Source organism: Pseudomaricurvus alkylphenolicus (genome assembly GCF_011683955.1).
Classification (GTDB): domain Bacteria; phylum Pseudomonadota; class Gammaproteobacteria; order Pseudomonadales; family Cellvibrionaceae; genus Pseudomaricurvus; species Pseudomaricurvus alkylphenolicus.
In genome coordinates, this window is record NZ_JAAQPI010000011.1 from 39,475 (window position 1) to 58,463 (window position 18,989).

At 55.3% G+C, this 18,989-nt stretch carries 15 protein-coding genes; 5 read left to right on the forward strand and 10 right to left on the reverse strand.

The annotated features are described in order from the left end of the window. Positions 1 to 147: 147 nt before the first annotated feature. Positions 148 to 1,956 carry a translational GTPase TypA gene (gene typA, locus HBA55_RS24175; RefSeq protein ID WP_338109448.1) on the forward strand — a complete coding sequence of 603 codons (1,809 nt, stop codon included), beginning with the start codon at positions 148 to 150 and terminating at the stop codon, positions 1,954 to 1,956. Positions 1,957 to 2,497: 541 nt separating this feature from the next. Beyond that, positions 2,498 to 3,856, forward strand: coding sequence for a substrate-binding domain-containing protein (locus tag HBA55_RS24180; protein WP_166996697.1), 1,359 nt, complete (start codon positions 2,498 to 2,500; stop codon positions 3,854 to 3,856). An 8-nt stretch (positions 3,857 to 3,864) separates the two neighbouring features. Here HBA55_RS24180 and HBA55_RS24185 read toward each other — a convergent pair whose 3' ends face one another. The 4 genes from HBA55_RS24185 to serA form a co-directional block, all read right to left on the reverse strand. Beyond that, positions 3,865 to 5,307 (reverse strand): diguanylate cyclase, encoded by a 1,443-nt coding sequence (locus HBA55_RS24185; RefSeq protein WP_166996699.1) that lies wholly within the window; start codon positions 5,305 to 5,307, stop codon positions 3,865 to 3,867. Between the two features lie 197 nt (positions 5,308 to 5,504). Beyond that, positions 5,505 to 7,604 carry an MltF family protein gene (locus HBA55_RS24190; RefSeq protein WP_166996701.1) on the reverse strand — a complete coding sequence of 700 codons (2,100 nt, stop codon included), beginning with the start codon at positions 7,602 to 7,604 and terminating at the stop codon, positions 5,505 to 5,507. A gap of 89 nt (positions 7,605 to 7,693) precedes the next feature. Continuing rightward, on the reverse strand, positions 7,694 to 8,491 hold the full coding sequence (locus HBA55_RS24195; protein ID WP_206019956.1) for an ABC transporter ATP-binding protein: 798 nt from the start codon (positions 8,489 to 8,491) through the stop codon (positions 7,694 to 7,696). A 57-nt stretch (positions 8,492 to 8,548) separates the two neighbouring features. Continuing rightward, positions 8,549 to 9,778: a phosphoglycerate dehydrogenase gene (gene serA / locus HBA55_RS24200; protein ID WP_166996703.1), complete on the reverse strand. Its 1,230-nt coding sequence runs from the start codon at positions 9,776 to 9,778 to the stop codon at positions 8,549 to 8,551. Positions 9,779 to 9,994: 216 nt separating this feature from the next. Here serA and HBA55_RS24205 point away from each other — a divergent pair, with 216 nt between their 5' ends. Further along, a complete protein-coding gene (locus HBA55_RS24205) occupies positions 9,995 to 10,654 on the forward strand; it encodes a fumarylacetoacetate hydrolase family protein (protein ID WP_166996705.1) in 660 nt (219 codons plus the stop codon). Positions 10,655 to 10,764: 110 nt separating this feature from the next. Here the strand turns inward: HBA55_RS24205 and HBA55_RS24210 are convergent, their stop codons facing one another. Together HBA55_RS24210 and rpiA are read right to left on the reverse strand one after the other, a co-directional pair. Continuing rightward, positions 10,765 to 11,778, reverse strand: a complete 1,014-nt coding sequence (locus HBA55_RS24210; RefSeq protein ID WP_166996707.1) for an AraC family transcriptional regulator — start codon at positions 11,776 to 11,778, stop codon at positions 10,765 to 10,767. A 30-nt stretch (positions 11,779 to 11,808) separates the two neighbouring features. Then, positions 11,809 to 12,480 carry a ribose-5-phosphate isomerase RpiA gene (gene rpiA, locus HBA55_RS24215; RefSeq protein WP_166996709.1) on the reverse strand — a complete coding sequence of 224 codons (672 nt, stop codon included), beginning with the start codon at positions 12,478 to 12,480 and terminating at the stop codon, positions 11,809 to 11,811. Positions 12,481 to 12,597: 117 nt separating this feature from the next. Here rpiA and ilvA point away from each other — a divergent pair, with 117 nt between their 5' ends. After that, positions 12,598 to 14,112: a threonine ammonia-lyase, biosynthetic gene (ilvA, locus tag HBA55_RS24220; RefSeq protein ID WP_166996711.1), complete on the forward strand. Its 1,515-nt coding sequence runs from the start codon at positions 12,598 to 12,600 to the stop codon at positions 14,110 to 14,112. Between the two features lie 687 nt (positions 14,113 to 14,799). Beyond that, positions 14,800 to 14,940: a hypothetical protein gene (locus tag HBA55_RS24225; RefSeq protein ID WP_166996713.1), complete on the forward strand. Its 141-nt coding sequence runs from the start codon at positions 14,800 to 14,802 to the stop codon at positions 14,938 to 14,940. A 237-nt stretch (positions 14,941 to 15,177) separates the two neighbouring features. Here the strand turns inward: HBA55_RS24225 and HBA55_RS24230 are convergent, their stop codons facing one another. From HBA55_RS24230 to HBA55_RS24245, 4 genes are all read right to left on the reverse strand, one after another. Further along, on the reverse strand, positions 15,178 to 15,459 hold the full coding sequence (locus tag HBA55_RS24230; RefSeq protein WP_166996715.1) for a hypothetical protein: 282 nt from the start codon (positions 15,457 to 15,459) through the stop codon (positions 15,178 to 15,180). A 171-nt stretch (positions 15,460 to 15,630) separates the two neighbouring features. After that, positions 15,631 to 16,722 carry an alanine racemase gene (alr, locus tag HBA55_RS24235; protein ID WP_166996718.1) on the reverse strand — a complete coding sequence of 364 codons (1,092 nt, stop codon included), beginning with the start codon at positions 16,720 to 16,722 and terminating at the stop codon, positions 15,631 to 15,633. 268 nt (positions 16,723 to 16,990) lie between these two features. Further along, positions 16,991 to 17,848 carry a D-amino acid aminotransferase gene (locus tag HBA55_RS24240; protein ID WP_166996720.1) on the reverse strand — a complete coding sequence of 286 codons (858 nt, stop codon included), beginning with the start codon at positions 17,846 to 17,848 and terminating at the stop codon, positions 16,991 to 16,993. 214 nt (positions 17,849 to 18,062) lie between these two features. Next, positions 18,063 to 18,956 (reverse strand): LysR family transcriptional regulator, encoded by an 894-nt coding sequence (locus tag HBA55_RS24245; RefSeq protein WP_166996722.1) that lies wholly within the window; start codon positions 18,954 to 18,956, stop codon positions 18,063 to 18,065. Positions 18,957 to 18,989 lie beyond the last annotated feature (33 nt).

Genomic DNA, 18,989 nt, shown 5'->3' on the forward strand with positions numbered 1-18,989 from the left:
CTACTTCACAGTCCGGCAGTGTCCGGCATGCCGCTAACGGATGCGGGCGCCAGCCGCATCAGTTATAATCCCGCACCATTTTTTAACGGCCCTGTTGTTGACTGTCCTGTTTCAGCCCCTGGCTCGGCCCGCACTGAGAATCCCGTTGTGATCGAAAAACTCCGTAATATCGCCATTATTGCCCACGTAGACCACGGCAAGACGACCCTGGTAGACAAACTTTTGAGCCAATCCGGCACGTTGGACCGCAAAGACGAAGGTGCTGAGCGCATCATGGACTCCAACGACCAGGAGAAGGAACGCGGGATTACCATCCTGGCGAAAAACACGGCCATCAGCTGGAACGATTACCGCATTAACATCGTGGATACTCCGGGGCACGCCGACTTCGGTGGTGAGGTGGAGCGGGTTCTGTCTATGGTGGACTCGGTACTGTTGCTGGTTGACGCCGTTGATGGCCCCATGCCCCAGACCCGTTTTGTAACCTCCAAGGCGTTTGAGCAGGGTCTGAAGCCCATTGTTGTGATTAACAAGATTGACCGTCCGGGTGCCCGCCCCGATTGGGTCATGGATCAGGTGTTTGATCTGTTCGACAGCCTGGGAGCGACCGACGAGCAGCTGGACTTCCCTGTGATTTATGCCTCCGCCATCAATGGTATTGCCGGTGACGACCCGGAAGAAATGGCAGAGGACATGACGCCGCTGTACCAAATGATTGTCGATCGCGTGCCCGCCCCGGACGTCGACCCGGAGGGTAACTTCCAGATGCAGGTTTCCGCCCTGGATTACGACAGCTATGTGGGTGTTATCGGTGTGGGTCGTATCACCCGCGGTACGCTCAAGCCCAATCAGCAGGTGGTGGTTAAGTCGTCCAGTGGTGAAGAGCGCAAGGGCAAGGTGTTGAACGTGAAGGGCTATCTGGGTCTGGATCGCGTCGAGACCGAGTTGGCCACAGCCGGTGATATTGTGTGTATTAACGGTATCGATGGTCTGAGTATTTCGGACACGCTGTGTGATCCGGAGCATGTTGAGGCGTTGCCGGCACTGAGCGTGGATGAGCCTACGGTCAGCATGACGTTTATGGTGAACGATTCCCCATTCGCCGGACTGGAAGGCAAGTTTGTTACCTCTCGCAATATCAAGGAACGCCTGGATCAAGAATTGATTCACAATGTGGCGCTGCGGGTCGAGCAGGGTGACAGTGCGGATAAGTTTATTGTATCCGGCCGCGGTGAGTTGCATCTCTCGGTTCTGATTGAAACCATGCGCCGCGAAGGTTTTGAGATGGGTATTTCCCGTCCTGAGGTGGTTCAGCGTGAGGTGGACGGTGAGATCCAGGAGCCTTATGAGCAGGTGGTGATTGATGTTGAGGAGCAGCATCAGGGCGCCATCATGGAAGAGTTGGGTTTGCGCAAGGCTGAGCTGACGAATATGGAGCCGGATGGCAAGGGTCGTATTCGTTTGGAGTTTATGGCGCCGTCTCGCGGGCTGATTGGTTTCCGTGGTTTGTTCCTGACGTTGACGTCGGGCTCCGGGATCATGACCAGTATTTTTGATCACTATGGCCCGGTGAAAGAGGGTGAGGTGGTGAGTCGTCAGAACGGTGTTCTGGTGAGTATGGTTAAGGGTAAGACGCTGTCTTATGCACTCTATACCTTGCAGGATCGCGGCCGTCTGTTTCTGGGGCACGCTGTTGAGGTGTATGAGGGGCAGATTATTGGTATCCATTCCCGCTCGAACGATTTGGTGGTGAATCCGACCAAGGGCAAGCAGCTGACGAATGTGCGTGCTTCCGGTACGGATGAGGCACTGACTCTGGTGCCGCCGATTCGTCACACGTTGGAGCAGGCGTTGGAGTTTATTGAGGATGATGAGCTGGTGGAAGTGACTCCCGAGAGCATTCGTTTGCGCAAGAAACTGTTGAAAGAGAACGAGCGTAAGCGGGCCAAGAAGTAATTGGCTCCCTGACCACATAAACGAATATCTTCCTGTCTTATCTTTCAGTCCGTTTTGTGCCATAACCGGTCTTAGAAATTCGCAGGATTGGTACTCTGACGGCGTTGTTTATGCGTAGGGCGGATTAGGCGCTTGCGCCGTAATCCGCCGGTTCTGCCGGAGATGTTCGTTGGCTGCGGCCCGGTTTTTAACACCCTTGAATATGCCTGCAACAGGTGATTTGTACACGGCCGCCGCCAATTTAAACCTTCGGCGGATCGGTGGATTACGAAGCGCAAAGCGCTTCTAATCCACCCTACGTCGTGCGGCCGTTGCGGACATTATCGAACGCCCATGGTGCCCTGAACCAGGATTATGAACTTCCGGTTATGGCACGTTGCTGTAGGTCAGATTACACTTGGTTCCTGAGTGTGCAATCCTTGCCGCAATTTTCGACGATGACGAAAACAGATGATCTGGATGGCGTAATCATTGATCGTCATTTTAGTGTCATAAACCCATCTTATTGTCGTCCCGCCAACTTTCACTGTGGGAACTAACGGTGCTGAATTCTATTAAGCGACCTTTGTTGTTTTGTTTAACAGCGGCTTTCTTGTCGATTGGGCTGTCCCCGATGGCCTTCGCTTCTCTTGCCAAATTTCCCGATGCCACTTCCGGTAAGTTGTTCCAGGTGAGTGGATCAAACACGGTTGGTGCCAGTCTGATGAAAAGCCTGTTGGTTAATTACCTAGAAGCCAAGGGGGCGTCGAAAGTGCGTGTTGTACCTCTATCGACGGAGAATGAGTATCGTGTCGAGGGGCTCGTGAAGGGGCTGCCGGTGTTTGTAGAGGTGGCAGCACACGGATCGAGTACCGGTTTTAAAGCGTTGTTGGGCAGCAGCACAGATATTGCGATGTCGTCGAGGCCGATTAAGGGCAAAGAGGTGGATGGTCTTGCGGGCTTCGGTAATATGCGCAGTTTTGACGCAGAGCATGTGATTGCCATTGATGGGTTGGCGGTGGTGGTGCATCGCAATAATCCTGTGCAACAGCTGAATCTGGATCAGTTGGCCGCGATTTTTTCGGGGCAGATCAGCAACTGGCGTGAGGTGGGTGGCGATAACCGGGTCATCAGTCTTTATGCCCGCGATGACAAGTCGGGTACCTGGGATACGTTTAAGAGTCTGGTATTGCGTAAGAAGGTGAAATTGTCGTCTGACGCACGCCGGTTTGAGTCGAATGATGAGCTGTCGGATTTGGTTTCCGGGGACGTTGGCGGCATTGGTTTTGTGGGCTTGGCGTCGGTGCGAAGTTCTCGCGCGCTGTTGGTGTCGGATGTCGGCACTCAAGCGTTGGTGCCGGAGAAGGTGAGCGTGGCGACGGAGGATTATCCGTTATCCCGCCGATTGTTTTTGTATACGCCACCTCAGCAGTCGATGCCGTTTATCCGCGAATTTATCGGTTTTATTCAAACGGACGAAGGTCAGCAGCAGGTGCAGGAGACCGGTTTCGTTTCTCAGGTATTGATTACCACGCCGGTGCCAGAGGTACGACGGGGGCCTCGGGAGTATCTGGAATTAACTCAGGGGGCGCAGCGGCTGTCGGTGAATTTTCGTTTTGATCAGGGCAGTGCCCGGCTCGACAATAAGGCGCAGCAGGATATTCAACGCCTGGTGGCTTATATGAGTCGCGAGGAGAATCAGGGCAAGCGCCTGACGTTGATCGGTTTTGGCGATGCGAAACAGACCCAGGCGCGGGCTATGGTGCTGTCAAAATTGCGGGCGGTGGCAGTGAAGTCGGCACTACGTAAAGTTGGCATCTCCACTGCACCGGTGGCGGGGTTTGGTGCTTATTTGCCTGTCGCTGCCAATAGCGGCAGTGGAAAAGTGAAAAACCGCCGCGTTGAGGTCTGGGTAAACTGATTTAATGGTTATTGCGCAATAGTTAAACTCTCAACTCTATTGCGACCATTGCGTTTGGCCTGGTAAAGCGCCCGATCGGCTCGTGACAGCAAGCTCTCTTGCGAATCTCCGGCATCTATACTGGCGACACCAAAACTGACGGTTTGATTCCCTGCCCCCTGAAAATTGTGCTGGGCGATTTTGGTGCGCAGGTTCTCCGCCAGATGGCGGGCACCTTCCAAACTGGTCTGAGGGCAAATCACCAAAAACTCTTCGCCGCCCCAGCGCCCTAAGGTATCCACTTCGCGAGTATGCTGTTGCAGCAGATGGGCTAAATCCTGCAGGCAGCTGTCGCCAACCTGGTGGCCAAATTCATCGTTGATTTGTTTGAAGTGATCAATGTCCAGCATGATCACGGATAAAGGCTGCCGAAAGCGTTCGAAACGATAAATTTCTTTGCGTAAACTCTCATGCAAGCGCAATCGGTTATTCAGTCCGGTCAATTGATCGGTGGCCGCCAAGTGTTCCAGCTGTTGGTTTTTTTGTTGCAGTTCGCTTTGTGCGTGGCTCAGTTCCAGCAGTGCATTGTGAGCCACTCGGTTGGCTGCCACCAGGCGTCGATTCCAGTAGAACATGCCGAGCAACACCAGCGCGGTTGCGATAATCCAACGCAATAAAGGGCCGTAGTCAAAACCCTGTTCAAAGCGAATGGAAATCCAACGATCATAAATAGCCCTTTTCTCTTGTTCATCTACTGCATCCATCGCTTTTTGCAAAATGCTGGTCAGCAGAGGTTCATCGTTGCGCACGGCGATCGATGGGGATGATGTGAAGTCGAGTTTGCCCGAGATCTTGATGTCGAGAAAGTCACCTCGTTGAATGGCATAGCCAATCGACAATACCGAATCGATGTAGCCAAACGCCTGCCGGTTGCGAACCTGTTGCAATCCGTCGTAGATATTATCCACTTCAATCAACTGGACGTCAGGATTCGCCTGACGCAGGAAGTGTCCGATGGCGTAGCCTTTAACGATTGCCAAGGGTTGATGACTGACCTGTTCAAGGTCTTCCACAAACAATTTGTCATTGGTGGTTGCGATCACAAATGGATAGGTCAGATAGGGATCGGTGAAGTCCAGGTACTGGTGTCGCTCGGGTGTTGGGCGAGCCATCGAAATCAAATCGCAGCGTCGTTCCCTGGCGGCATCGAGAGTGTCCTGCCAGGAGTTGGTGGGGTAGAGCGTGATCTGTAAGCCGCTGCGCTCAGCAAATAACGCCAGATAGTCAGCCGCTATGCCCTCGTGTTGACCCGCTTCGTTGATACGCTCGTAGGGCATCCACTCCGGGTCCACGCACATCAATAATTCGCCCTTGTGGGCCATATAAGCGCGTTCGTCGTCAGTCAGTTCCAGAGCCCAGCTGAGCCCCGCAGTCCACGCCAGCAAGGCGAGGGCTAGTGCGCGGAGTGCCATGACCACTGGCGCGAATTATGGGTGATAAATCTGTACATCCTGTCTGGCTACACTCAGTCGGGGCCACGTCGGCCCAATGTGGCGTGTGGCGGCAATCTCTTTTGCGGGTCCGTTAGACATATTATCGGACAAATCTGCAAAATCTGTAGCGCTTTTTCGAATTGAGCCGGTTTTTTGGCGGTTTTGTTATGCAAGTTTTATCGTGCTCCCAGTTGTAAATAACCCAGGTAGCGATCCCGGATCGATTTTACGTAGTGCACGGGTTCTGATCCTCGCACGTAACCAAAGCGCGCCTTGCGGAAGTATTCGGGTTTGGACAACATCAGCATGGCTTTCTCAACGTGATCAAACCAGCGGTTGGGGTCAAGCCCCTGCTGGAGGGCAAGGCGTCGGGCATCGCGTACGTGACCTGCACCGGCGTTATAGGCCGCGAGCGTAAAGAAGACCCGCTCCTGCAGGTCCAGCTCGCCGGGAAATCGCTGTTCCAGCCAGTGCATATAGGCAATACCGGCGGCAATTCCGTTGCGGGGTTGGTCCAGATCCTGGTAGCCCATTTCCTTGGCGGTGCGAGGCATGACTTGCATCAGTCCCCTGGCACCCGCAAATGAAACCGCCTTGGGATCGAATTTACTTTCCTGGTACATTTGCGCAACAAGTAAGCGCCAGTCCATACCATGGGCTTTGGCCAGGGGTTTGATCAACTCATCGTAAGGGGAGAGGGCAGAACCCTCAACCACCCGGTCTGACTGATGTTTTTCGATACGTCGACGATTCTTGAAGTACTTGTTGTAGGTGACGTTGTAAAAGAGGCCGCGATAGTGCTCCTCGATAAAACCGTTGAGCCGTTCCCGCAGTTGAGGCTGATCCGGGCGTAGCCCCCAGCTGATATCAGACTGCTCACTCAGAGGCCGAATCGCCTTGAGGTTACCTCGGTGAGTATTTTCCAGGGCAACCAGATGCGAATCCGCTGCAGTATAATCGAATTCACCCTGAACCAGTTTGTCGATCAGGTTTTCCGTGCTGGCTTGTGGATAGGTGGCGATTTCAATTTCAATCCCCTGTTTTTGTAATGCCAGAAAGTGTGAGTAGAATACCGTGGCAGGGTTTACCCCCACCCGTTTGCCAGCCAGTTGTTGCAAGTCATCGATGTCGGCGCTGTCGAGCGAGCCCACCAGCTGTTCACTCACTCTCAGATAAGGCTCACTGAACACCAGTCCCATCGCTTCACGTTGTTGTGAGCGGGTCAGGGATGCAGCGATCACATCGCCCTCACCATCCTTCAATGCTTGAATCAACTCATCAATATTGTCTTTAAGAATCACTGAAACGTGTAACTGGTGCTGTTGCGCGAATTTTCGCATTAAATCCAGGTCAAACCCCATCAGTTCGCCGCGCCACATAAAGTAGCTGGCGGGATTGTTCAGTGTCAGCATGCGCAGGCGACCACTGTTCACCACTTGTTGCCAGTCCCGATGTTGCAGGCTGTGCGCTGAAGCCTGCAGATGATGAGCAACCAGAAACTGGTTGAGTTGTGCCTGTAATAGGGGGTTGTTTTGTCGAGTGGCCCAGGCAATCGCCCTGGCGCGTTTTAGCGTGGGGCCCTTGAACAGTTGTGGATGGTCCAGCAGCAGGACATTGGCGACGTCGCTGTCCAACACGGTAGCATCGTATTCTCCGTTGAGCAGTCCACTCAGCATATCGCTGTCACTGTAGTGGGAGGGTGCCAGCGAAAGCTGCAGCTGCATCTTCTGCTTCTGTTGTAATTGCTCCAGAGACTGCAGGTAGGTTGTGCCGGCAGGCACAGACACATGCAGGCCCGCGAGCTGTTCCAGTGAGTCGAGAGATTGTCGACTGATGACCACTTCGCTGACCCGGTTGATCGGGCGACTGAACGCTACCTGTTGCTGGCGTTGCTCAGTGACCGTCAGATTCGTCACAATCAGATCGCCGCGACCTTGGCGCAGCATGGGAATCAGTTCGTCAAAGGCGTCCACAAACACCCACTGAACATCCAGTGCCAGGTGTTTTGCGAACGCAGCCGCCACTTGTTGGTAACCGTAGACGGGAATGCCGTCCCGAGGTAGGGCGTCGGCGCCATCGAACCGTGGCGCCAGCAGGCGCAGGCGGCCGTGTTGGCGGAGCTGTGGAAGATCACCGGTCTCCTCATAGTGTTGTGGAGCCTCGGGTTTGGCGTCTGTTTCAGGGAGCGCGCTCTTGGAAGCGTCGGGGGTGGGTTCGCTACAGGCACAGAGCAGTGCGATCAATAGGCCTAGCAGCAACAGACGGTGTGCACGCATGGATATCCCTTTCTCCTGATTGGCTTCTGCACCCAGTGTAACAACTGTATCCCATAAGGTGTACGAGCTTGTCGTTCAGGAAAAGGCTGCTAGCGGCGGGCGTCACCCGGCAGGGCAGAATAATAACCATTGTGTTCGCGCACTTCGGCGTGGATTCCGTAAAGGTCGCTCACGCGTTCACTGGTAATAAGATCCGTCTTGTTTCCGTCGGCGATTACCTCGCCGTCGCGGATAAAGATGACCCGTTCAATTTCGGGAATAATTTCATCAATATGGTGAGTGGCCAGCAACACGGACGCCCCTCTCGCAACTAACCGGCGCATATCATTCAGCACTTGAAAGCTGCCCTGCAGGTCGAGGCTGCTGGTCGGTTCGTCAAACACCACCGTAGACGGTTTGTGGATCAGCGCACGGGCCAGAATCAGGCGGCGTTGCTGGCCGCTGGAGAGGTGGTGAAACATCTTGTCTCTCAGTGGCAAGAGTTGGAGCTCCGCCATAACCGCTTCTGTCAGCTGTCGCTGCTCATCGGTCACATCAAACTGATAGAGGTGGCCAATGGTGCCGAGCAGCCCAGAGAGAACCACATCGAAACCGGTGGTGATAGGCAGATAGTTGGTCTGAAAATCGTAGGATACCCAGCCAATTTTCTCCCTTAATTGTTTAACGTTGACGACATCACTGCCAAAAATTCGCACCCAGCTGTCTTCTTTCTCCATCGGGTAAATTTCCCGCGTCAGCAATTTCAACAGCGTGGATTTACCGGCGCCGTTGGGGCCGAGGATGGCGACATTTTCACCCTGCTCGATGGTCAGGTTGAGATCGGTGAACACGCGGGTTTCACCGCGGCAGGCCGTGACGTTACGAATATCGAGCAGGGGAGTGGTCATAAACAGCTTTCAGTACAACAGACCTGCAGGGCCAAAGGCCCCGAAGGCCGGTATTGATCAGAAGAGTACGCGACAGCGCACGGTACCTTCGATGTTGCGCAGTTGCTGCAGCGCCACATCACTGTACTCAGCGTCAATATCCACCACAACGTAACCCACATTCTCGTTGGTCTGCAGGTATTGGGCGGCAATATTGATGTTGTTCTCTGAAAACACCTGGTTGATCTTGGTCAGAATGCCGGGCACGTTTTGGTGAACGTGCAGCAGACGGTGTGCATTGGGGTGTTCGGGCAGGGCCACTTCCGGCAGGTTGACGGAAGAGGTAGTGGTGCCGTTGTCGGAGTACTTCACCAGCTTTTCGGCCACTTCGAAGCCGATGTTCTCTTGAGCCTCCATGGTGGAACCACCAATGTGAGGAGTCAGAATGGCGTTATCGAAGGCGCGCAATGGTGATATGAACTCTTCGTCGTTGCCGCGGGGCTCAACCGGGAACACGTCGATCGCGGTTCCGCCCAGATGGCCGGACTCCAATGACGCGGCCAGGGCATCGATGTCGACGACGGTGCCGCGAGCGGCGTTGAGAAAGATAGCGCCTTTCTTCATCTGCGAGAATTCTTTCTCACCGATCATATCCTGGGTGGCGGCGGTCTCAGGCACGTGCAGGGAGACAACGTCAGCCTGGGCCAGAAGCTCGTCCATGGCGCGTACCTGGTTGGCGTTACCCAGAGGCAGCTTGGTGACCACATCGTAGAAGATCACGTTCATACCCAGGGATTCGGCCAGCACACTCACCTGAGTACCGATGGAACCGTAGCCGATAATACCCAGGGTTTTGCCGCGAATTTCGAAGGAGCCAGCGGCGGACTTGAGCCAGCCACCGCGGTGACACACCGCGTTCTTTTCGGGAATACCGCGCAGCAGCAGAATCGCTTCGGCAATCACCAGCTCAGCAACGGAGCGAGTGTTGGAGTAGGGAGCATTGAACACCGCGATGCCGTGCTCCTGGGCAGCGACCAGGTCTACCTGATTGGTGCCAATGCAGAAGCAACCCACCGCAATCAGTTTGGGGGCGTTCTCAAACACGCGGCGGGTCAGCTGGGTGCGGGAGCGGATACCGACAAAGTGCGCGGTTTTGATCTTCTCGATCAGCTCCTCTTCGGGCAGTGAAGTCTTGAGATACTCCACATTGGTGTAGCCGGCGGCTTCCAGGGTGTTGACTGCGGACTGGTGTACACCTTCCAGCAGTAAGAAGCGAATTTTGCTTTTGTCCAGTGACGTCTTTGACATGGGGAGTCTTGCACCTCGAATTGCATGTCGTCCACAGCGCTCCTCGCCCCGTCTTTCAAGGGGTGTAGGATGCCGGGGGCCTGAATTTTGGGCGCGCTATGATAGCATAGGCCGCTGGCGGATAGATGGCTAAATCGCCCTTTTTATACTCTAAAAAGGGCAAATGCTTAGTGAAAAAGCCGATATTCAGACGAAATCTCAGGAGTTACCTCTTTCATGACGTATCAACACCAATGGCAAGATGGCAGTCCCATGGCGTGGAGCCCCGGCAAGGTGGTCTGTGTCGGCCGCAATTACGCCGATCATGCCCGCGAGCTCAACAATCCGGTTCCCGCCGAACCCCTACTGTTTATCAAGCCGGCTTCCGCCCTGGTACCACTGGCAGAACCCATCGAGCTGCCTCGCGAGCGGGGCGATTGCCACATCGAGACGGAAATGTCGCTGCTGATTGGCAGTCCGCTGAGCCGTGCCGGAGAAGATGAAGCTTTAGAGGCGATCGCAGGGGTGGGCATCGGATTTGATCTGACCCTGCGGGAGCTGCAGTCGAAACTGAAGCAAAAGGGCCACCCCTGGGAGCTGGCCAAGGCCTTTGATGGCAGCTGCCCGCTGTCGGTGTTTGTGCGCCCCGAGGGTTTGGATTGGGGCAGTGTGCAACTGCAGTTGATTCGCAACGGGCAGCTACAGCAGAATGGCAATTCCGCCGCGATGATCACCCCGGTTGCCAGTTTGCTGTCTTATATCAGTCAGCATTTTAGTCTGCAGCCGGGTGATGTGGTGCTGACGGGCACCCCCGCTGGCGTCGGGCCTTTGTCTGTGGGTGATCAATTGCAGGTGAAGTTGGACGACCGGTTGGAGGTTACTACGCGCGCGCGCTGACGCGGATTCAACTGCACATTCAACGCTTGCACTTATTGCCCTCGGGCAGCTACAGGGAACAGCGTCAAATTGGTTTTGTCCTGGCTATGAGTCTTTTTGGCTAAGGACTCTTACCCGGGCAGATGGGCTTCGCGATAGCTGCCCGGGGTCATCCCGGTCCACTTCTTAAAGGCGCGGTTAAAGGCGCTGGGCTCGCTGAAGCCCATCAGGGTCACAATCTCATTGATGGGGGTGTTGAGCTTGACCAGGTGGTACACGGCCATGTCCCGGCGCACAGCGTCTTTGATCTCCTGATAGGTATTCCCCTCTTCCTTCAGGCGCCGACGCAGGGTCTGGGTGGTGGTGTGCAGGCGCTCGGCCACCCTTTCGAAGGGCAATCGCTCGACCGAATCCTCGTTTTGCAGCATGCGCTGGATATTGGCGGTCAGGCTGTTGTCCGTCTGGTAGTGGGTCAGCAGGCCCTGGGGCGCATCGCGCAGGAATTCGGTCAGGGTTTGCGGGGTCTGCACGACCGGCATATCCAGGAAGCGACGGTTAAAGACAATACTGTTGCGACCCTGATTAAAGTAGTGCCGGCAGGGGAAAATATCGTCAAACATGCCGGCCCACTCGGGTTTGTCGAAGGTCACATGAATGCGGTCGAGCAACAGGGGTTTGTCGATCATCCAGCTGGACCAGCGGATGCGAACAATCAGCATGCTGGTGGTGACAAAGGCAATATCGAGATTCTTGGGGTTGTCCAATTCGATACTGAAGATGGCTTCTTCGCCTTTTTCCTCCAGAGTACCGCGAATACCTACGTCTACCAATTCAAAAAAGCGTGAGTGTCGCAACAGAGCTTTGCGCAAGTTGGGGCAGGTAATGCTGGCGTGGCAGCCCATGGCGAACAGGCCCGATCTCAGCGGGCGGGGGTGAAAGCCCGCCCCTTCGTCATCCATATCCTGCCAGACATGGGTGATCAGGCGTTTAAAATCCCACAGCGAGATGCTGCGGGATTCATCGCTCAGTGCCAGGGGGTCGAGCTCAAGATCACTGAGGACCTTCTGCGGCTGATAGCCGCAAGACGCCGGGCCTTGCATAAAGCCGCTTAAAAAGCCGGGATGTATATCGGACCGCTTGCTCATGGTGACCGATTGTAACAGCCCAGTCAGGCTTTATGCACGAACGGTCTCAACACCGGTTTCGCGGCCGATCAACAATACGTCTGCCGGGCGGGAGGCGAACAGGCCATTGGTGACGACTCCGACGATCTGGTTGATGGCGGTCTCGGTTTCCACCGGATTGGTAATCGCCATGTTGTGCACGTCCAGGATCACGTTGCCGTTATCGGTGACACAGTCCTGGCGATAGACCGGGTCACCCCCCAGTTTGACCAGCTCACGGGCCACATGGGAGCGGGCCATGGGAATAACTTCCACCGGTAGAGGGAAGTTACCCAGTACGTCCACCCACTTGCTGCCATCGGCGATACAGACAAACTCGTCGGCGACGGCGGCAACGATTTTCTCGCGGGTAAGGGCGGCGCCACCACCTTTAATCAGCTCCAAAGCGGGGTTGGTTTCGTCGGCGCCATCCACATAGACCACCAGGCTGTCGACGCTGTTGAGGTCGTAGACGGGAATGCCGTGGGCCTTGAGCCGCTCGGCCGAGGCTTCGGAGCTGGCCACGGTGCCGTCAAAGCTGCCTTTGATTTCCGCCAGGTAGTCAATAAAGAAGTTGGCGGTGGAGCCGGTGCCGACACCGACAATGCTGTCGCTGTCGAGTTTGGGCTGGATGTAGTCAACGGCCGCTTTGGCGACGGCTTGTTTCAGTTCGTCCTGGGTCATGGTCTCTGGTTCGCTGGGAGTGGTAAACAGCGCGCTATTATACGGTTGGGGGAATGGGAATTCGATAGGGCTTCCATTAGTATTGCTGGCTTGTTTTTTCCAACCACTGAGAATCCCATGCCCCAGTCTTACGTCAAGCGTATCCTCGATGCCCGCATCTACGATGTGGCGGTCGAGACTCCTCTGGATCGAGCCCGATTGATGTCCGCCCGTCTCAATAATCAGGTGTTATTGAAGCGCGAGGATCTGCAGCCGGTGTTTTCGTTCAAGATTCGCGGGGCTTATAACAAGTTGCGTTTGTTGAGTGAGGAGCAGCGCCAGAACGGTGTGATTGCGGCGTCAGCGGGTAACCACGCCCAAGGGTTGGCACTCTCGGCCCAGGAGATGGGGGTAAAGGCGACGATTGTGATGCCTCGCACAACGCCGGCGATCAAGGTGGATGCGGTTCGGGCTCGCGGTGCCCGAGTGGTGCTGCACGGGGATACTTATGATGAGGCGTCTGCCCATGCGCAGGCATTGGTTGGGGAGAAGGGGCTGACCTATATCCACCCCTATGATGATCCGGATGTGATTGCCGGGCAGGGCACTGTGGCTCTGGAGGTGCTGCGCCAGCATCCCGGTCAGATCGATGCGGTGTTTGTGCCGGTTGGCGGCGGCGGGCTCTGCGCGGGTATGGCGGCTTATATTAAGTATGTGCGGCCGGAGACGAAGGTGTTTGCGGTTGAACCGGAGGATGCCGCCTGCCTCAAGGCGGCGCTGGATAAGAAGCGCCGGGTGACTTTACCTCATGTGGGGATTTTTGCCGACGGGGTGGCGGTTGCGCAGATTGGTAAGGAGACGTACCGGGTGCTCAAGGATACGGTGGATGGTGTAATCACTGCCAATACGGATGAGATGTGCGCTGCGATCAAGGATATTTTTGAGGATACGCGTTCGATCACTGAGCCGGCGGGAGCTTTGGCCCTGGCGGGGTTGAAGAAGTACGTTGAGGAAAACGGTTGTGAGGGGCAGACGCTGGTGGCGGTGGCCAGTGGGGCCAATACGAATTTCGATCGCCTGCGTTATATTTCTGAGCGTACCGAAATCGGTGAAAAGCGTGAGGCGATCCTGGCGGTAACGATTGCCGAGAAGGCGGGTTCCTATAAGAAATTCTGTAAGGATTTGGGTAAGCGCAATATTACGGAGTTTAATTACCGCTTTGCCGATGAGCATGAGGCGCGGATTTTTGTCGGTGTGCAGGTGTCGCCGGACCATAATGATCGTCGGGAGATGGTGCAGGAGTTGCGCGATAAGGGTTATCAGGTGGTGGATATGACCGATAACGAGGCGGCCAAGCTGCATATTCGTCATATGGTCGGAGGCCATGCGCCGCTGGTGGATAATGAGCAGGTGCTGCGGTTTGAGTTTCCGGAGCGTCCCGGGGCTTTGTTTAACTTTTTGGCGAAGTTGGCGGGGCGCTGGAATATTTCGATGTTTCATTACCGCAATCATGGTTCGGCTTATGGTCGGGTGTTGGTGGGGATGCAGGTGCCCAAGGCTGAGCGTCGGGAGATGAAGCAGTTTTTGGATGATCTTGGGTATGGTTATTGGGATGAGACTGAAAACGAGGCTTATCAGTTTTTTCTTGGCTAGCTTGCCTTTGGACGGCCCCGTCTTTCCGTATCCCCGTAGGGTGCATTAGCCGAAGGCGTAATGCACCATTGATGCATCAAGGCCCGTAACTGGGTGCCTCAATCGCGGCGGTCGACGGGCCCATTTTCAGAGCTGTCGGGCGGCCCTCCAGGCTGCCCTCGGTCACGAAAAAGCCCGGCAAAAGACGCCGGTCTTTTTCCCTCCTTCGGCGCCCTCTTTGATGCTCTGAAAATGGACCCGCCGACCGCCGCTAACACCGTGGTGCGTGTGGGTTTGTGCCTCAATTGTCAGGTTCTTGGTTGGATGTCGGGTCAATAATGGAATGGTGGCCTGCACCAACTTGGTGCGGGCCGGGCTTTTGGCACTTAATCTCTCGTTACCACGGTGCTTATTTATTTAGGCGTCAACTTCGGAAAACACGCGACACTGGCACACTTTTCTACCTTTAACTGTGATCGGTTCCACTTTTGTTGGTGGGTGCTTACATCTGCTGCGATCGTGGTCACATCTGGCCTGATGTTGCCTTTATTGGCTTGACGGTGGGGTTAAAATGGAACTTTTCACAGAGGTGTTCGTCAAAAGCTTGGCGAACCGCGCATTTTTAGGTATAAACCTTGCTCTCATTGCTCAAGAGTCGCCCAGCGCGGTTCAAGAATAAGCCATAAGAAGGGCATTAGGGGAATAACAATGAAATTAGACGTACTTACTGTGGCAGTGTTTGTTTTTGCCGTCGGGGTCATGGCCAGCGCTATGGATTTAAGCGAGGCTTTTGCCGACGAACCTCTGCCTCCGACAGCTCTGCAGCAAGGTACTACCGCTCAGCGCTGATCGTGATATCGGCCTGGTATGGATGCCGGGCCTGTTGACTTCTCCCTCCAAGCACTCTCTTTATCCAAACACTGTCTTAACAATCTGGCGCGGTCACGTCGGCGTTCCCGTGCGTGGGAAGATCCGCGTTAGGGAGGAATAGGTAGCGGGCCCGATACCGCTGGGCCCACCGGCTTCGTCAAAGCTCCCCTAATCAGCTTTGGCGACGAAGAGGGTCGGTCGCCTAGACGGGGTCGCCTAGACGCGAAATTCCATCTGCTCGGATCCGCTGGCCAGTCGCGAGAAGATGCCAACGCAATCGATGGTTTCGGGGCGGCTGTTGTCGCTGGAGATGGCATCGACCTGGTCGATGCTGATACCGCCGGCGTTCAGTTCCTGCATTTTGCGAGCCGCAAGTTTACGCAGTACGCCACCGCTGGATTGAAACGGGTCTGCGTGGAACTGGGCGCAGTAGCGTACCCAGAATTGTTCACCGGTGTTGGACCAGTGAGCCAGTGAGAAGTATCCGCGATATACCATAAATAACTCCAACCAACGGGCTTGTGGCCCGTGAAAGTTTGTAGTGACGGGGTAAGGCGTCGCTACAGATCTGTCATTACCTGAAGCGGTGGGTTCCGCTGCTCAGGTGTGTTCAATATGTCAGTGAATGGCTGAATGCTGACTGAATAGTACCAGCTGGTCAGCCAATCGTTAATCCTGGTGATTGATGTAGACCCTGGGGGTTCGCAGGGGCATGCGGGTAATCAGCTCGTAGCCAATGGTACCCGCTCGCTCAGCGATGTCATTGACCGCGAGCTGTTGTCCCCAACACTCTACCTCGTCACCTACCTGTACGACGGTTAAGTCCGTCACATCCACAGTAATCATGTCCATAGAAACGCGACCGGCCAGTTGTGCCTGTTGGCCATTGACCATAATGGGGGTGCCGTTGGGGGCGTGGCGGGGGTAGCCATCGCCGTAGCCCATGGCTACGGTAGCAATCACGGAGCGGCGCTGGGCGATCCAGCTGCGGCCGTAGCCGACGGTTTCACCGGGTTCTATGGTGCGCAGGCCAATGATTTTGGACTTGAGAGTCATCACTGGCTTGAGTTTGTCCGCTTCGGGGTGGCTGCCCGGGAAAGGCGAGGCGCCGTAGAGCATGATGCCGGGGCGGTTGTAATCGCCGCGGGATTGTTCCCAGCCCAATATGCCAGCGGAGTTGGCCATGCTGACGGGGGCGTTAATGCCTTCGGCCATGGCGGCAAAGTTGTCGATTTGTTGCTGGGTAAAGTCGCTGTCCAGTTCATCGGCGGCGGCAAAGTGGGTCGCCAGGACGATGTCGTTGTCTACATGGGGGAGTGGTTGGAGTTTCTCCCAGGACTGACGCAGTTGTTCGTCCATGAGGCCCAGGCGGTGCATGCCGGAGTCGGCTTTGAGCCAGACCCTTACCGGAGTATCGATTTCGGCGTTGGCAATCATGTCGACCTGCTCGGGGCCGCTGGCCATCAACCAGAACTCTTGTTCGCTGGCGGTCTTAACTTCGTCGCTTTCAAACGGGCCTTCAAGCAGAAGAATGGGTTTGCGAATACCGGCTTCGCGCAATTCAATGGCTTCCTCGATACAGGCGACAGCGAGGGCGGGAGCCAGAGGCTCCAGAGTTTTTGCCACTTCCACGGCGCCATGACCATAGGCGTTGGCCTTTACCACACCCAAGGTCTGGGCGGAGGGCGCCAGGCTCTGCGCCAACTGAAAGTTGTGGCGCACGGCGGCGAGGTCAACAATGGCTTGGGCGGGACGACTCATGGCATCAATCTCGGTTATAAAATGCCCGCCGTGGTGGGCCACGGCGGGCTAAGATCGCGGTATCACCGCTATTTCGTCTTGCAATCAGTAATAAATTCTATTTTGTCACACAGCTTCACCACACAGCGTAGGGGGGATTAGCGAAGCGTAATCCACCTTTGACTGGGAATCTGCCACATCATCGGTGGATTCCAACAGTAGGCGCTTTAGGCGACGGCTTCGCCTAATCCACCCTTCTACGTGAGAACGTGATGTAACAAAGCAGTTATTAGTAATCGTACTTGCTGGCGCTGTAGAGTTTCTGAGCGGCTTCCCATACGTCGCCGATCTGACCGTTGCCGATGGGCTTACCGTCCACTTCAACCACCGCGGCGATTTCTTTGGAGGAGGAGGTCACCCATACTTCGTCAGCGGCAAACACTTCTTCCATGGTCACGATGCGCTCTTCGACTTTGATGGAGCCATCTTTGCGCAAGATGTCCAGCAGCATGTAACGGGTAATACCGGGCAGGATCTGGTTGTCCAGTGGTGGTGTGGCAACTACGCCGTCTTTCACAACGTAGGCGTTACAGGCAGAGGCTTCGGTCAGTTCGTTGTTGGCATTGAACAGCAGGGTTTCGTTGGCGCCCTGAGAGTAACCGTGCTGAAAGTGCATGACATTGCCCAGCAGCGCAGTGGATTTAATGTGGCAGCGTTCCCAGCGCAGGTCGCGGGTGGTGCTGACTTTGTAACCCTTGGCCTGGGTTTTGTCGGCAACCGGTGCAGCGGGAATTTCAAAAGCAAAAGCGAAAACGGTGGGAGGTACGCCTTCCGGGTAAGCGTGGAAACGTTTGCTGTCGGCACCACGGCTCACGTGCAGGTAGATACCCAGGTTGCCACTGCCGTTTTTTTCGATCAGCCCCTGACACACGTCACGCCATTGCTCCACAGACCAGTTAAAGTCGATGCCGATTTCACGCATGCCATTGTTCATGCGTTCGATGTGGGGGGCGAAACCTACCAGCTTGCCGTCGTAGGAGGGAACAACTTCGTAGATGCCATCGCCAAACAAAAAACCGCGATCCATGGGGGAGATTTTCGCCTCTTCCATTGGCATAAATGAATCATTCAGGAAAACAATGCTCATGGTGTCACCTTTTATCTCGGGCACGCGGGGCCCGTTCAAAACGTCTGTTATCAATGGGGCAAACTTTATCATAGGGGTTTGGGAGAAAAATAAGTGATCTCCCACTTTATTAGACGATTCCCCGGATAAGGGGGGCAAAAATCGAGAAATCGTCTAAATTGCCGATAGGACAACCAGAATAGGCAGTCGGAAATGGTCAGTGGGTTTCGCTGTGTTATTCGCCGCTGATAATGTCCCGGCTGCTGTCGGCGAGTAATCGCGGCAGGATGCGATCATCATCCATGCGCCAGTTACTGCTGAAGTCGAGCGCCGGAGGTGGCTGCACGGTATCCAGCTCCATCAGTTGTTCCTGTTCCAGACAATCCGCCACCAGCGGTTTGGGCAGGAGGGTTATACCCAGACCCTGTCTTGCCAGGGTCAGCAGGCTTTCCACTGAGCTGCAGGTGTGCAGCATGGGCCGGCTGTCGGCCAGGGGCCGGAAGAAGTCTTGCAGGTACTGCCAGGGGCGGGTGTTGCGGGGGAAGCTGAGTACCGGAAAGCGCGCCAGTTGGTCCAGCTCCAATGTACCCGACAGGCTGCTATGCTCATCGAGTAACATGGGAGCGGCTACCCAGCATTGCTCATAACTGCACAATGGTTGGCTGGCCATGGCATTGGAGTGCTCACGGGCGACCATCAGGGCGAGGTCCAGTTGGTGATTTTCCAGCTGCTTTTGCAGATTGGTGGAGATATCCACCGCGATCTCGAATTCGATCAGCGGGAACTGCTCTCGCCAATGGCTGAGCAGTGGCCCCACCCACAGATAGGCGAGGGTATCGGCAATACCAACTTTAATGTTGCCGGTCTCGGGCACTTCCTCGCTGATCTGGTTTTTCATTTCACGGCTGATGGCCACCAGTTTTTCGGCGTAGGGCAGCAACTGCTGGCCGCGGGCTGTAAGACGGGTGCCGCCAGTGTCGCGAATAAACAGCTTCACGCCGAGTTCTGATTCCAGGGCGGCAATCCGTGCTGATACCGCCGGCTGGGTAGCGTGCAGTTGACGGGCCGCGGCGTGGAAGCTTTCCAGGTGCGCCACCTTAACGAAGGTCATCAAATTTCGAATTCGCATAGTTCGATCCCGTTATCCACGTTAAACCAGGCC